Annotated in this window: 16 protein-coding genes and 1 pseudogene; 9 read left to right on the top strand and 8 right to left on the bottom strand. The window is 69.2% G+C overall.

The window, feature by feature from the left end:
* Positions 1–48: 48 nt before the first annotated feature.
* Entirely contained in the window at positions 49–237 is a 189-nt protein-coding gene (locus tag NLX94_RS06570; RefSeq protein ID WP_112447837.1) for a DUF4236 domain-containing protein, read from the bottom strand.
* Between the two features lie 409 nt (positions 238–646).
* Here NLX94_RS06570 and NLX94_RS06565 point away from each other — a divergent pair, with 409 nt between their 5' ends.
* From NLX94_RS06565 to NLX94_RS06550, 4 genes are all read left to right on the top strand, one after another.
* Complete coding sequence (locus tag NLX94_RS06565) at positions 647–1,096, top strand: hypothetical protein (RefSeq protein WP_308402388.1); 450 nt, start codon at positions 647–649, stop codon at positions 1,094–1,096.
* A 360-nt stretch (positions 1,097–1,456) separates the two neighbouring features.
* Positions 1,457–1,915 carry an SRPBCC family protein gene (locus NLX94_RS06560; RefSeq protein ID WP_254381634.1) on the top strand — a complete coding sequence of 153 codons (459 nt, stop codon included), beginning with the start codon at positions 1,457–1,459 and terminating at the stop codon, positions 1,913–1,915.
* An 86-nt stretch (positions 1,916–2,001) separates the two neighbouring features.
* Positions 2,002–2,187 carry a hydrophobic protein gene (locus tag NLX94_RS06555; protein WP_254381878.1) on the top strand — a complete coding sequence of 62 codons (186 nt, stop codon included), beginning with the start codon at positions 2,002–2,004 and terminating at the stop codon, positions 2,185–2,187.
* Between the two features lie 181 nt (positions 2,188–2,368).
* A complete protein-coding gene (locus NLX94_RS06550) occupies positions 2,369–2,722 on the top strand; it encodes a PRC-barrel domain-containing protein (protein ID WP_254381633.1) in 354 nt (117 codons plus the stop codon).
* 205 nt (positions 2,723–2,927) lie between these two features.
* Here NLX94_RS06550 and NLX94_RS06545 read toward each other — a convergent pair whose 3' ends face one another.
* Together NLX94_RS06545 and NLX94_RS06540 are read right to left on the bottom strand one after the other, a co-directional pair.
* Entirely contained in the window at positions 2,928–3,401 is a 474-nt protein-coding gene (locus NLX94_RS06545; RefSeq protein ID WP_254381632.1) for a hemerythrin domain-containing protein, read from the bottom strand.
* A gap of 165 nt (positions 3,402–3,566) precedes the next feature.
* Positions 3,567–3,842 (bottom strand): isoamylase early set domain-containing protein, encoded by a 276-nt coding sequence (locus NLX94_RS06540; RefSeq protein ID WP_254381631.1) that lies wholly within the window; start codon positions 3,840–3,842, stop codon positions 3,567–3,569.
* 1,000 nt (positions 3,843–4,842) lie between these two features.
* Here NLX94_RS06540 and NLX94_RS06535 point away from each other — a divergent pair.
* Positions 4,843–5,208 carry a PRC-barrel domain containing protein gene (locus NLX94_RS06535; RefSeq protein WP_254381630.1) on the top strand — a complete coding sequence of 122 codons (366 nt, stop codon included), beginning with the start codon at positions 4,843–4,845 and terminating at the stop codon, positions 5,206–5,208.
* A 138-nt stretch (positions 5,209–5,346) separates the two neighbouring features.
* Here the strand turns inward: NLX94_RS06535 and NLX94_RS06530 are convergent, their stop codons facing one another.
* Positions 5,347–5,808: a hemerythrin domain-containing protein gene (locus NLX94_RS06530; RefSeq protein WP_254381629.1), complete on the bottom strand. Its 462-nt coding sequence runs from the start codon at positions 5,806–5,808 to the stop codon at positions 5,347–5,349.
* Positions 5,798–6,577, bottom strand: coding sequence for an alpha/beta hydrolase (locus NLX94_RS06525; protein ID WP_254381628.1), 780 nt, complete (start codon positions 6,575–6,577; stop codon positions 5,798–5,800). Before NLX94_RS06525 ends, NLX94_RS06530 begins: the two co-directional genes overlap by 11 nt.
* 166 nt (positions 6,578–6,743) lie before the next feature.
* Here NLX94_RS06525 and NLX94_RS06520 point away from each other — a divergent pair.
* The 3 genes and pseudogenes from NLX94_RS06520 to NLX94_RS06510 all read left to right on the top strand — a co-directional run.
* A pseudogene (locus NLX94_RS06520) lies at positions 6,744–6,964 on the top strand (enolase C-terminal domain-like protein); the annotation flags it as partial.
* Between the two features lie 202 nt (positions 6,965–7,166).
* On the top strand, positions 7,167–7,568 hold the full coding sequence (locus NLX94_RS06515; RefSeq protein WP_254381627.1) for an STAS domain-containing protein: 402 nt from the start codon (positions 7,167–7,169) through the stop codon (positions 7,566–7,568).
* A 324-nt stretch (positions 7,569–7,892) separates the two neighbouring features.
* Entirely contained in the window at positions 7,893–8,675 is a 783-nt protein-coding gene (locus NLX94_RS06510; protein WP_254381626.1) for a hypothetical protein, read from the top strand.
* 94 nt (positions 8,676–8,769) lie between these two features.
* Here the strand turns inward: NLX94_RS06510 and NLX94_RS06505 are convergent, their stop codons facing one another.
* From NLX94_RS06505 to NLX94_RS06495, 3 genes are all read right to left on the bottom strand, one after another.
* A complete protein-coding gene (locus NLX94_RS06505; protein WP_254381625.1) occupies positions 8,770–9,042 on the bottom strand; it encodes a hypothetical protein in 273 nt (90 codons plus the stop codon).
* Between the two features lie 49 nt (positions 9,043–9,091).
* Positions 9,092–9,358, bottom strand: coding sequence for a hypothetical protein (locus tag NLX94_RS06500; RefSeq protein WP_254381624.1), 267 nt, complete (start codon positions 9,356–9,358; stop codon positions 9,092–9,094).
* A 186-nt stretch (positions 9,359–9,544) separates the two neighbouring features.
* A complete protein-coding gene (locus tag NLX94_RS06495) occupies positions 9,545–10,120 on the bottom strand; it encodes a DUF5994 family protein (RefSeq protein ID WP_254381623.1) in 576 nt (191 codons plus the stop codon).
* A gap of 372 nt (positions 10,121–10,492) precedes the next feature.
* Here NLX94_RS06495 and NLX94_RS06490 point away from each other — a divergent pair, with 372 nt between their 5' ends.
* Entirely contained in the window at positions 10,493–12,568 is a 2,076-nt protein-coding gene (locus tag NLX94_RS06490; RefSeq protein WP_254381622.1) for a SpoIIE family protein phosphatase, read from the top strand.
* Positions 12,569–12,648: the final 80 nt, after the last annotated feature.

Raw genomic sequence — 12,648 nt, 5'->3', positions numbered from 1 at the left:
GTCGAAACGCAAACGTGGACATGGCGGGCGCGGTACGCACCGCGTAGATCAGCCGCGCCGGCTCTTCCGCCAGCCGAAGGGGCCGGGCAGGTTCATGGAGGTGGTACGGCGTCCGGTACTGCTGCGAGTCCGGCGGGGGCCGTGCTTTCCTCCCGTGGTGATCGACCACGACTTGCGGTTGATGTTGAGCCGGACGCCCGGCAGAATCCTGAAGCTCTTGCGAAATGTCAGCGGCACGACGACGTCTCCTTTTCTCCGTGCGGGTACGAACGGGTGGCCCGACTGCGGCCGCGTGCGGGCCTGTTGGCGTACGTATGTCCCGCGCCACGCCTTCCATGTGCCCGCGACCCGCTCAGTCGCGCGGCCTGTCCCGTCGCCGCCCCAGGAAGCACGCGCGGCTCTGAGGTGGGCGTAGTGCTCGCGGGCCACGATGTCGGACGCTTCCTCCAGTTCGCTGGTGTCGTGGCCCCAGGCCTTCAGCGCCTCCAGGACGCGGTCCCAACTCGACGAGGTCGGGGGCCACTTGCTCCGACTGCGACATGCACGTCCATATGGCAGTCCCCGACCGGGAAGCGGGCGTCGCCGTGCTGAACCGGGTCCGGGCCTGGCTGGGGACGCTCTTTCGGACCGCTACCCGACCGCCGAAGTGCGCTGCCCGGACGTACAACTGCGGGCGGACGACGCCGTGCTGCTCGCCGGCATCATCCGGGCCTTGGTCGCCACGGCGCTCGCCGAGGAGACGGCGGGCATGCCGCCGGCCCCTGCGGGCGATCCCGAGGTGCTCCAGGTCGCCAACCGGCACGCGGCCCGGTACGGCTTGAGCGGCACCCTCGTGGGGCCGGACGGTCGACCGCGCAGCAGCGGCGACGCCCTGTGCGCCCTCATGCGTCACATCACGCCCACCTTGGAAGACGCCGGTGATCTCCGGGAGGTGAGCGCCCTGTCGCACCGGCTGCACTGGCTCCGAGCTCCCTCGGATCACGCGTCCACGCTGTCCATCCTTCCGCACGAGTGCGGAGCCGGGATCGGGGCAGGCGCAGGAAGGACACCGGCGGCGCCTGCTTTCTCTCCTCCCCTGTCGTGCCGCCGCCCCTGACAGCAAGGAGACCTGGTATGCGAAGGCCCCCGTCTCAGCCCGAGCTTCCCGACCGTGTGCCGGAGAAGCGTGACGCCGTCACCCCTGATCTGCCGCCCTCCGGTCCGGGAGCCCCCGATCTCCCCGACGCCGAGCAGGGACGGGCCGGGCGCGGCGGCCCCGAGAGGGGCCGCAGCCAGGAGAACGGCAAGGCAGCGGACAACGGCACACAGGGCGAGCAACCGGCTGCCGGACCTGGCAATGCCAAGCCCCAGGAGCCGACCGACTGACATGCGCTCGGCGATGGCCGAGCAACAGTTCAAGAACACCCTCGGCCGCTGACCACGGACAGACCGATCTGTCCGGGAGGAGGCAATCGTCATGGCCGTACGCCATCGGTTGATCCGGCGGGCTCCGTTCGCCGTGTGGGCCGTGCTGGCTGATCCGACCCAGTACGGGCGGTGGGTCGTAGGGCCCTCGGAATCCGTACCCCTCGATGAGGACTGGCCCGCGATCGGTTCCCGGCTCCGCTACACCCTGCGGCTGGGCCCCTGGTCCGCCGAGGGGACTACCACCGTGCGTCATCTGGAGCCCGGCACCGAGCTGGAACTGGAGGCGTCGTTCAAACCGCTCGGCACGGCGCGCATCTTCCTCCAGCTGCGGCCGTGGGGTGAGGAAACCCTGATCATCTGCGACGAGCACCCCCTGCGCGGACTGAGCGGAGCCCTCCACAACCCGCTGAGCGAAGCAGCCCTCCAGATCCGCCATCGCGGCATGCTCGCCCGCCTGGCCACAGTCGTGGAGGAAACACCGGAGGTATCCACCTCGAAGCGGCCTTGATTCACCGATGCGGCCGCGCGCATTCCCGCCCGCACCGATAAGAGGCAAGTAATCTCTGCGCGCATGTTCGAGTGACGGCCGGGCAGATGACTGCTCGGAGGTTGATAAATATGGTTCCCCTTCTTCTCGTTCTTCTGCTGGTTCTGGTTCTCGCCGGTGCGGGTTTCGCGCTCAAGATTCTCTGGTGGGTCGCAATTGCGGTCCTCGTGCTGTGGCTGATCGGATTCGTCGCCCGACCGAAGGGCGGCAGCAGCCGGTGGTACCGCTGGTAGCTGCCTGACAGACGCCCCAGTCTGGTCCGGATGTGGGCCCGGAAGTGTAAGGGCAAAAATGCAGGGCAGGCGGAGGTCAGAACGGAACGCGATTTCCGCCGTGAACACAACACGGAAAAGGGAGAGCCGCCGGGGAATTCTTCCCCTCAGTCTCCCATTAACCGGAGGAGTTGTTCTTCGCATGACTGAGAATTTTTGGGGTTACCGCGAGACCGCCGGCCGTCTGGCCGGTGCGGACCTGACGGGATACAAGGTCGAGGCGAGCGACGGTTCCATCGGCAAGGTCGACAAGCACTCCGACGAGGTCGGCTCCTCCTACATCGTGGTCGACACCGGCCCGTGGATCTTCGGCAAGGAAGTCCTCCTGCCGGCGGGCACGATCAGCCGGATCGACGCGAACGATGCGAAGATCTACGTCGACCGAACCAAGGAGCAGATCAAGAACGCTCCCGAGTTCGACAAGGAAAAGCACCTCCACGACACCGACTACCACCGCCAGGTCGGCGGCTACTACGAAGGCCCGCACCGCCTTTAACAGGGCGCGGACACCGGCACCCCAGGGCGGGGGCGACAGCTTCGGCTGTCGCCCCCGCCCTGCTGCCGCGCCTCTTCGGGCGTGGTGGCCTGGTGGGACGGCGCCCGGGAGAGCTGCCCGGCGAGTGCCCTCGCCGGTTCCCCGGACTGCCTGAAGGCGGCGCCCTCCGCTGGGTGCCGTGAGTCGGCGCAGGGGCGGGGGCGGGTCAGCTCTTGGCGCTGGGTACGGCGAGCGGCTCGCCCGGAGCCCGCTTCTTCGCCTCCTCCATCTGCCGGCCGAGGTCCGTGAGGCGGTTGCGGCCCATGGCCTTGCGGACGTCGGGGAACCACTCCTTCTCCTCCTCCTCGACGTGGTGGCGGACGTTCTCCATGAGGACGGTCATCTTGGCGTCGAAGCGTTCGTCGGCCGCGTCGAGGTCCTTGAGCTCTGAGAGCATCCACAGCACGACGTGGTGCTCCTCGATGCTCTCCAGAACATGGTCCTTGGTCTCGGGAGCGGCCTCCCGAACGGCCGGGTAGAAGATCTTCTCTTCGATCCAGGTGTGCGTGGTCAGCTCGTCGATCACCTTGTCGGCGATCTTTCGCTTCTCCGCGTGCGCGCCGTCGCCGGCCTTCTCGAACTGCTTGAACAGCTTCTCGACCGTCTTGTGGTCTTCCTTGAGCAGCACGATCCCGTCCACCGGGTCCTCCTCAGCATCGGCCGGCCGGGCAGTGCGACCCACCGCCCAGACTCCGTCTACCCGGTGCGGCCCCGCGCGGCCCACCCCGGCCGGGGGTTTGATCCGTACGGGCAGCGTGCTCCGGGGCGGCGCCGGCAGGCGCGCGTGACGGGGTCGGCTGCGGCCTCAGGTGTGGAGGCGGCTGTTGGGACCCTCCCGGTCCCCTGCGCTCTCGTCGTTGAACCAGTAGTCGCCGGCTGCCAGATAGCGGAAGGAGTGCGTGGTCTTGGCCGGCAGCATCACGGTGACCGCCCTCCTACCGTCCTTGCGCGGCATGAGGGTATGAGCCCCGGGCTGCCACTCATTGAAGTCCCCGACGACGCTCACCGGCCCTGGCGGGGTGTCGGCGGGAAGGATGAAGGTGACCTCGGTGTGGTCCTTGCGAAGCGTGCGCTCGAGCATGACAGGGCTCCTGTGGGTCAGGGTGGAAGGGGCTGCGCGAGCTCATCCTCACGCCGGGCGAGTGTGCGCCTGCCGACACGACGGGCTGGGATCGCGACCCACTCACGACGCACCGTGACACCAATGGCGCGAAGAGTTACCTTCCGTGTCGGCGTGGTCGTGGGAATCCCCCGATCGACCTCAAGCCGAACGTTCACGGACGAGGAGAGTCGAAAGCTCGAAGCCGAGTACCTGCGGGACGTGCCAGACCTCGTACCCCGGAGAGACCGTGCTGCCGCAGCCCTTGGCCTCGACCTTCCGTCCCAGGCATACGTCTTGGCCCGCCTGTGGGCGGTAGCCGTTCGGATGCGCAAGGATTTCATCCTCATCTTCGCGCCGGAGGGTTTCCCCTACGGGCCTCTCATCACGAACTGAGACGCGTCAGCACCCGCCGTCCCTTGCAACCAGGGATCAGACCAGGGCGAGAGCGCCCTGACGTCCAGATCAGCAAACGAGTCGTCGACGACGGCATTGCCGTATCCCGCACCGATGACGACAAGATCGTGGAGGACATTGCCGAGCTGCCGCCCTGGTCCTCGCCGCCCGCGGCCGACTGCTGAAGCGTCGGCGACGGGGGTGTACCGAGCCGCTGCGCGAATCGATCGGGAAGAGCACCGACCGAAAGCGTTCGGTCACCGTGCGGGGCCAGGACGGCCGGCTGTCGTGCCTGTGGTGCGGAGGAGTCCCGGTCGCGTGATGGCGGGGGGGATGCCACCACGCGACTCGGGCCTGCCCGGAAATCCGCGCCGCTCACCGTCGCGGACTCCCATGACCACGCTTATGGCCACTCCTCGTCGGCCCAAACGGTCGAAGCCCACTGTTTGTCAGAGCGAGCCGACAACCCCGGATGGGGGGAGTGGAGCTGCGGGTCCCGGGGCAGGCGCGCCGTAGACGGAGGTTCCTGCCTTCCCTGGGATACGGGATGGAGGGGCCACGGTTCCGATCGAAGGAGTTGTTTGGCATGGCGGAGAACGTGTGGGCCTACCGCGCAGGCGTCGACCATCTGGCAGGCGATCTCACCGGCTACGGGGTCGAGGCGCTCGACGGCAGCATCGGCAAGGTCGACAAGCACTCCGACGAGGTCACCGACGCCTATCTGGTCGTCGACACCGGCGTGTGGATCCTCGGCAAAGAGGTCCTGCTGCCCGCCGGTCTGGTGACCCGGATCGACCACATGGCGGAGAAGGTCTACGTGGACCGCACCAAGGAACAGATCAAGTCCGCCCCGGAGTTCCATCAGGACAAGAACCTCGGGAACTCCCACCGCCGCGAAGCCCTGGGCACCCACTACCTCTCCCGCATCCCGTTCATTGTCCCGCCCGCCTGACCTGGTGTCGGCCGTGTCGAAGGACGAGAAGGCCCGAGCCAAGACCGAGCAGGCCAAGGGCGATGCCCGTCAGGTTCCGCGCGAACCCAGGTGGATTCCCGTTCGCGCCGTCGGCGGGCGGCGCGAACGGGACGCGGCTCAGTTGATCGGGCCGAAGATCTCGGTGCGGTCGAAGTCGGCATCCATGCCGTCCAGCACCGGTCCCAGTTGCTTCTCCTCGTACTTGAAGTGCGTCTCCATGACCGCCTCGATCCCGTCCAGATGGCGGTGTGCCACCTCCGGGTCGGTCAAGTCGGCCAACGCCTTCTGCAATCCACCGATGAGGTACTCGATCATGTTGTGGTCCTGACTCAGCTTCGCGACCACCGGCGCCATGTCGGGTCGCGCCCGCACCAGTTCCGGGAACAGCGAACCGTCCTCGGCGCGATGGTGGCCGGACAGTGCAGCGCAGAACCCGTGGCAGAACAACAGCAGGTCGGTGGCGGCGTCGGCGGGGTCACCGCCGTCCAGTGCCGCCCGCGCCAGCGCCAACGCAGTGCGCAGCTTGCCGTGCACCTTCTTCAGCTCCCCGCCCCAGGCGGTGACGCGGTCAGTCGACAAGAACGCCCTCCCGTCGCAGCCAGGCCGCGCACGCGGTCGTCCAGGACGCGGTATGCGGCTCGTGCGCAATGAACTTATGTGGCTCGCCAGCGTATTCCACGCCGTCGGCCAGGCCGATGCCGTGGCTGCCGCCCGGGTACACGTGCAACTCCACCGGTACCGCGGCCGCCGCCAGCGCCCGGGTCCACTCCAGGGCGTTGGGCAGGCCCGGCGGGTCCTGAGCGGTGGCCCATACGAAGGTCGGACAGACCGACGCATCCACATGCTTGGCCGGGGACAGCTCGTCCTTCATGGGCAGCAGGTCACCGAGCAGGTTCTCGACCACCGACGGCGGCAGCAGGTCGAGGTCGGCCAGCGCATAGGCCAGGATCGCGAAGTCCGGACGGGGCGGGTCGGCGACGCTCTCCTCCATGGACAGGACCCGGCCGGTCATGAGCAGGCCGGCGAGTTGGCCGCCCGCGCTTGACCCGATGACGCCGACCCGGCCGACGTCGAGGCCGTGGTCGCCGTTGCGGATGTGATCCAACCCGGCCCGGGCGTCTTCGAGCGGGGCCGGGAACCGGTCCGGCAGTAGCCGGTAGGACAGGACGAAGGCGTGGATGCCGAGGCCGGACAGCCAGCGCGCGTAGCCTTCGCCCTCGTGCGGTGGGAGTTCCCGGAAGCCGCCGCCGGGCAGGACGAGGACGGCGGGTCGGGTGCCGAGGAACCGGTCCTCAGCGGGGTAAAGCGTGACCTTCGGTGAAATTGGGGTGGGAATGGCCGTAGCCACCTTTCGATACGACGCCTCCATGCCTGACGATTCATCCGCCACCGGCACGCGACGCTGCCCGAAATCATAACCGCGAATGCCAGAGGGGCGGTTGCACCGTGCGCCTAGTCCAAGCAGCCACCGACCCGACGCCGCCGAACCCGGCCGCGCACCGTATTGCCGCCCCATGGCTCGACGGGTGCTCCCCCTGCTGAAGCCGTACCTGCCGTTCTTCGTCGAGAAACCTGTGGTCCCGAGATGAGCGCCCGCATCGGCGAGGTCGTACGCTCCACCACCATCCCCATCGCAACGGGCGAACGACTCTGCTCCCGTTGGGACTTCAAGCCGGTGCTCCAGCAAGGGATCGCCGTGGCCCAGCCCGACCTCTCACATGCCGGAGGCATCTCCTGGCCGAATGGTGAGGGGAGGGCGGTCCGCATCGTCCCGACGGCCTGGCCCGCCAAGCCGCGACCGACGGCGGGGCCGCACCGCCGAGCGAATCGCCGAGCGTTCGAACCCACGGTTCAGCGCGTCCCTCACCCCCGCTGGTGAGCGCCGGGCCAAGATGGGAGCCCCGTGGGCCTTGGTGCCTCCGGGGGAAGGAGTTTGCGTGATCACCACGGACGTCCAGCACAGCGGCAGCTCGGTCCTGATCAGCGCCGGAGGTAAGCTCGACGAGCACGCGGGGGTGGTGTTCCAGCAGGCGCTGGATGGCATCGCCGTCGATGCACGGGACCTCATGGTCGATCTGCACGGCGTGGTGACCATGGACGCCTCCGGCCTGCTCCACCTTCTGGACCTGCACCGGCGCGCGGAATGCCTTGGTCTTCGCTTCCTGGCAGTCGGTTGGCAGCCCCAGCCCCAGCAGCTCATGGCCCAGGTCGCCGGCATCCCCGGGCCCGGCTCCTCCACCGGAGAGCGCTACACCGTAGCGAGCTTCCGCCGCCTCATCGAGCAACGCGCACAGCGCTCCCAAGACGCCGACTTCCTCGCCGGTCCACTGCCCGCGTAGCGGAGCAGTGCACCTTCGCGACTACGCCGATGCGCTAAGGCGGCATGTGCGGCCTGGCTGTGGAGCTGGGGCTTGTCCAGACGGGCTCCGTCGATGATCTCCACGGTCTCCGTGCGGTGACGCGTGGACATCGTCGGCTGCAGATACAGCCACACCTCACTCCCCTGGGCGATCCGCACCACGTGGGGCAGTGCCACGTCCGTCTTCGGCTCAGCCTGCAAGATCACCAGACCGGGTCGCCCCCGGATCCGGTCGCACAACTGGTTCTCACGCAGGAACGGGTCCTCCCCGGTACCGGAGGTTTCCAGGACTAGCCTCCGCATCATGCTTCGTTTCGCCGACACCCGCACCGGCCGGTTCGTGGAGATTCCTTCCGCCCACCGGCATCTGCTGCGCATCTGTGTCCACCTGCCGGTCATCGATACGGGGATCGGTTTGGCGCATCTGCGGGCCCTTCTGGTCGGCGACGTGCTGGCGCGCGCCGCGGAGTTGCACGGCCTGCAGGTTCTTACGGCCCTCACCACGCCGGACCTCCCGCATGAGCAAGACCAGGTGCTCGATCGGGCCGTGGCTGCTCTCGGCATCCACCCGCCCGCCACCATCGGTGTTCACCAGCTGACCGAGACGTTCTGCGCGGCTGCCGACGTGCAGGTCCTCGCGCACGACACCGTCCTGCCGGACGCGGCCGACGGAGTCCGGATCGAGGTGGGCCAGGTCAGCCCGCCGCCCCCGGAAGGATTCGCCCCGGCTGGGACCGATCCGCTGGCTGTGAGGATGCTGTTGCTCGGCCATGCCTACGGCCTGCCGGTCACGGTCACCGGCTCCGCGCTTGCCGAGGCCCGGCGGACCTTGACGCACTGGCGTCAGCAGGTGGCCGAATGGGCGCAGCAGCCGTCCAGGCCGATTCCTGCCGACGAGCTGCGGCAGGCTCAGGCCGTGCTCGCCGACGATCTCGGCGTCCCCGCCGTCCTGGACCTGCTGGCCGACGTGGCGACACGCGCTGATGTACCGGCCGGCGCCAAGTTCGAGACGTTCGCCTTCCTCGACCGCGTGCTCGGGCTGGACCTCGTACGCGAGGTCGGTCACCAGCACCAGGCGACGCCATGACTCCGGGCGCCCCCGGCGCCCGGTCGTCCTGCGGCACGCCAAATCCGCCTGGCCGCCGGCCGTGCGCGGCCGAGCGGCGGGGCTGAAGGACCGCTCAGCCGCGTTCTTCCTCCTCGGCCTCCATGCGCCGAATTCCCTCGTGCGTGAGGGTGACCATCGCGGGCGTGTTGCCCGGCTCCCAGTCGACCGTGATCAAGCCCTCGCCTGCCAGGTAGGTGCAGGCGGCGGCCAGGTCCTGTTCCGGCACGTGGAGGTCATGGCGGAGCTGGGCTCCGGTGATGCCGAGGAGGCGGTTGCCTTCGACTGCTTCGTACAGGACCCGGAGCACCTGATCGCGGTAGGTCTTGCGTTCGTGCAGGGTGGCCATGACCGCGTCCTCTCGTGTGCGGGGTGGGTGGGCTTCCGGGCCCTGGCTCTCAGGTCTCGTCGGAGTGGATGCCGGCGCCGACGGGGGTTCTGCTGGTGGCCAGCCAGGAGCGGGCGGGGCCGGCCGGTGTTGCCGTGTCCACGGTGAGGTGGAGGCGGGTGTCGCCGTCGAGACCTGGGTAGCTGCGCTGTTCCGCGCCGGCGAAGCAGTGGCGAAGCACCTCCGCGACCGCTCGGGCGGCTTCGGGGGTGTGCGCGATGATCCGTACCTCGGCGTGTCCGAGCGACGGCGATATCTGGGTCTCGATGTACTTCACGTTGGCGTGTTCCCTTTGTAGTGGGCGGAGAAGTCGGCGGGTGGGCGCGGGCGCCCACCCGCTGGGCCGGTCAGCGGTAGGCGGTGATCCGCGCGTCGTGCTGTGCGTTGAGCAGGTGGATCAGGCGCATCCCGATGCCGGTCATGAGGATGACCGCTGCGATGAGGACGATGGTCTCCACGCTCCTCACCTCCATGTGCTTCCGGGCAGGGGCAGGGCCCGTGACCCGAGCAGGTTCCCGAAGGGCGACATGCACGCCCCGCCTTCGGCCTCCCAGTCGTCTACGCGGCTTCGGGAGTCCCGTAGGCCACGACCGATGGTGGCTTCGTTGGCCAGGAGGTCGCCGGCGGTGAGGACGCTGCCCGGGATCGCGGCGGCGGCCATCAGCCGGGCCGCCGCAGCGGGTTCGGTCTCGGGCGGGATCACCAGCAGGTCCCAGCGGCCGACGGTGTAGGAGAGCAGGATCAGCGTGTCGGGGTGCTGTTCGGTGAACCAGCCCACGTGCAGGTTGTTCCCGCCGGCGGGCACTGTGTGCGGTACGAGAGGCCAGCGGGTGGGGTTCACCGTGACACGGGTGACGCGCCCCCAGGGCTCCTCCAACGCGTCGGCCAGCAACGGAAGCTCGGCGGTGAGGTCGCGGGAGCGTGGCCACCAGGCGCCGTCCAGCCGGCCGGCGAGCGTGGTCTTGGGCGTGAGCGACAGGCGGGCCGGGAGAGAGGGAGCCTGGACGCGGGACGCCGCGCGGTCGATGGTCGCAGTCATGGCGCGGACCCGTCCCCGGGCTGTTGGCGTACGGCCCGGTGCAGTGATCGCCGGAAACGACGTCCGCGTGGAGGCAGAGGTACGAAATACTCCCGGTTCCTTCACCCTACTCCGGTCCACGGCCCCGGAAGCTGGTTCTGACCAGGTATTTTCCGGTCCGATGGCGAACTGAGGCCAGGAAGGTGACGTCCCTGGGGTGGTGTCGACCGGCAGCCGGGGGCAGGCTGGGAGTGCGGCTGCCAGCGGGTCCGTACGGTCATCGGCGCCGTCGCCGACGGGCTGCTCTTCCTGGCGCCGCTCCGGCACACATCGACTCCGCTGACGAGGAGAGTACGGGTCACCAGCGGGGGCGGGCGTGGAAGGAGCCTTGGGATGCGAGCAGCCGAATCCTTCCCGGCCTACCCGGGCCAGCCCGCGGATGGTGGTTCACCTGAGCCGGGGGGCCTGCTGGACGTCCTGAAGGTCGCCGCTGTGGTGCTCGACGCGGAGGGGCGGATCACGTTGTGGAGCCCGCAGGCCGAGGAGCTGTTCGGGTACACCTCCGCTGAGGCTCTCGGCCGGTTCGCGGGCCGGCTGCTGGTCCACGAGCAGCACCTGGAGCTGGTGGTGGAGCTGTTCGCCCGGGTCATGGCGGGCGGGGGGAGCTGGGCGGGCGTGTTTCCCGTGCGGCACAAGGATGGCGCCACGCGACTGGTGGAGTTCCGGAACATGAGGCTGGAGGACGGCCACAAAGGCGTCTATGCCCTGGGCCTTGCCACCGACCAGGCGACGCTGCGGCAGGTGGAGCGGGATCTGGCGCTGTCCACCCGGCTGATTTCGCAGTCCCCGATCGGGCTGGCGATGATCGACACCGATCTGCGGTACGTGACCGTCAATCCGGCGCTGGAACGCATCAACGGCCTGCCGGCTGCCGAGCATGTCGGCCGGAACATCCGAGAGGCATTGCCCTTTCTGGACGCCGGGGCCATCGAGTCCGCGATGCGTGAGGTTCTGGCCACCGGAATCCCGATCCTTGACCGAGAGTCCACGGGGCGCACCCCGGCCGACCCGGGCCGTGAGCACGTGTGGTCGGTGTCCTTCTACCGGCTGGAGGCCCCCAACGGGAAGGTGCTCGGGGTCGCGACCTCTGTCGTCGACGTGAGCGAACGGCATCGCGCCACGGCCGAGGCAGCCGGGGCGCGGCAGCGCCTCGCGCTCGTAGCCGACGCCTCCCTGCGCATCGGGACCACGCTCGACCTCGACCAGACCGCCCGCGAACTCGCCGAGGTCTCCGTGCCGGAACTGGCCGACGTGGCCGCGGTGGACGTGCTCGACAGCATCCTGCACAGCCGCGCGGCCGTTGCCGTACACGAAGGGGCAGCGGTGTTCAGGGCCCTGGCCGTGGCTGCCGCGTACCCCAGCGAGGCGGTGCGTGCGGCCGATCCGCCCGGTGAGGTGGCGCGCTACGACGCCGACCGGCTGGTCACCCAGTGCGTGAACACCGGCCGCCCGGTCCGCGTGCCCCGCGTGGACGCCGATGACCTGATCCGCATCGCCAGCAGTCCCGAAGCCGTCGGCATGCTGGCCGCCGCGGGCCTCCACTCCTACCTGGCCGTGCCGCTGATCGCCCGCGGCGAAGTCCTGGGCGCCCTCGACCTCAAGCGTCTGCGCAATCCGGAACCGTTCACCGCCGACGACGAGGTCCTGGCCGGCGAGCTGGCCGCGCGGGCCGCCGTGTGCATCGACAACGCCCGCTGGTACCAGCACGCACGCAACACCGCCCTCACCCTCCAGCGCAGCCTCCTCCCCCAGGAGCCACCGGACCCGCCCGGCCTGGAGATCGCCTACCGCTATCAGCCGGCCCAAGCGGCGGACGAGGTCGGCGGCGACTGGTTCGACGTCATCCCCCTGACGAGCGACAAGACCGCCCTCGTCGTCGGCGACGTCATGGGCAGCGGCATCAGCGCCGCAGCGACGATGGGCCAGCTCCGCACCGCCACCCGCACACTGGCCGAACTCGACCTCGACCCCGCGCAGGTACTGCGTCACCTCGACCGCCTGGCCGACCCCATGGGGCAGACCATCACGACCTGCGTCTACGCCGTCTACGACCCCCATCACGCCCGCTGCCTCATCTCCAACGCGGGGCATCTGCCCCCTGTGTTGATGCGTCCGGGACGGCCGCCCGAACTATTGGAACTGCCCACCGGAGTCCCTCTCGGCGTCGGCGACGTCCTCTTCCACACCACCACGTTCGATCTCCACCCGGGCGACCAACTGGTCCTCTATACCGATGGCCTGGTCGAAACCCGCGACCAGGCCATCGACGAGCGCCTGAACGCTCTCCTCGCCCTCCTCGAAAAGCCGCCGCGATCCCTGGAGGAGACCTGCGACATGCTCCTCCACGCACTGCGCCGCCCCGGCGACCACGACGACGTCGCCCTGCTCATCGCCCGGGTCCGGCACTGACACCCCCACGACCGGGCCGGGGCACATGTGAGGGCGGGACGTGACAGAGCCCGGCCGGGGTGACTGTGGGCCGGCCGGGC

Source organism: Streptomyces sp. TBY4, assembly GCF_024213195.1.
In the GTDB taxonomy this organism is placed as follows: domain Bacteria; phylum Actinomycetota; class Actinomycetes; order Streptomycetales; family Streptomycetaceae; genus Streptomyces.
Note: the sequence above shows the minus strand (reverse complement) of the source record. Positions and strands in the feature narration are given on the sequence as shown.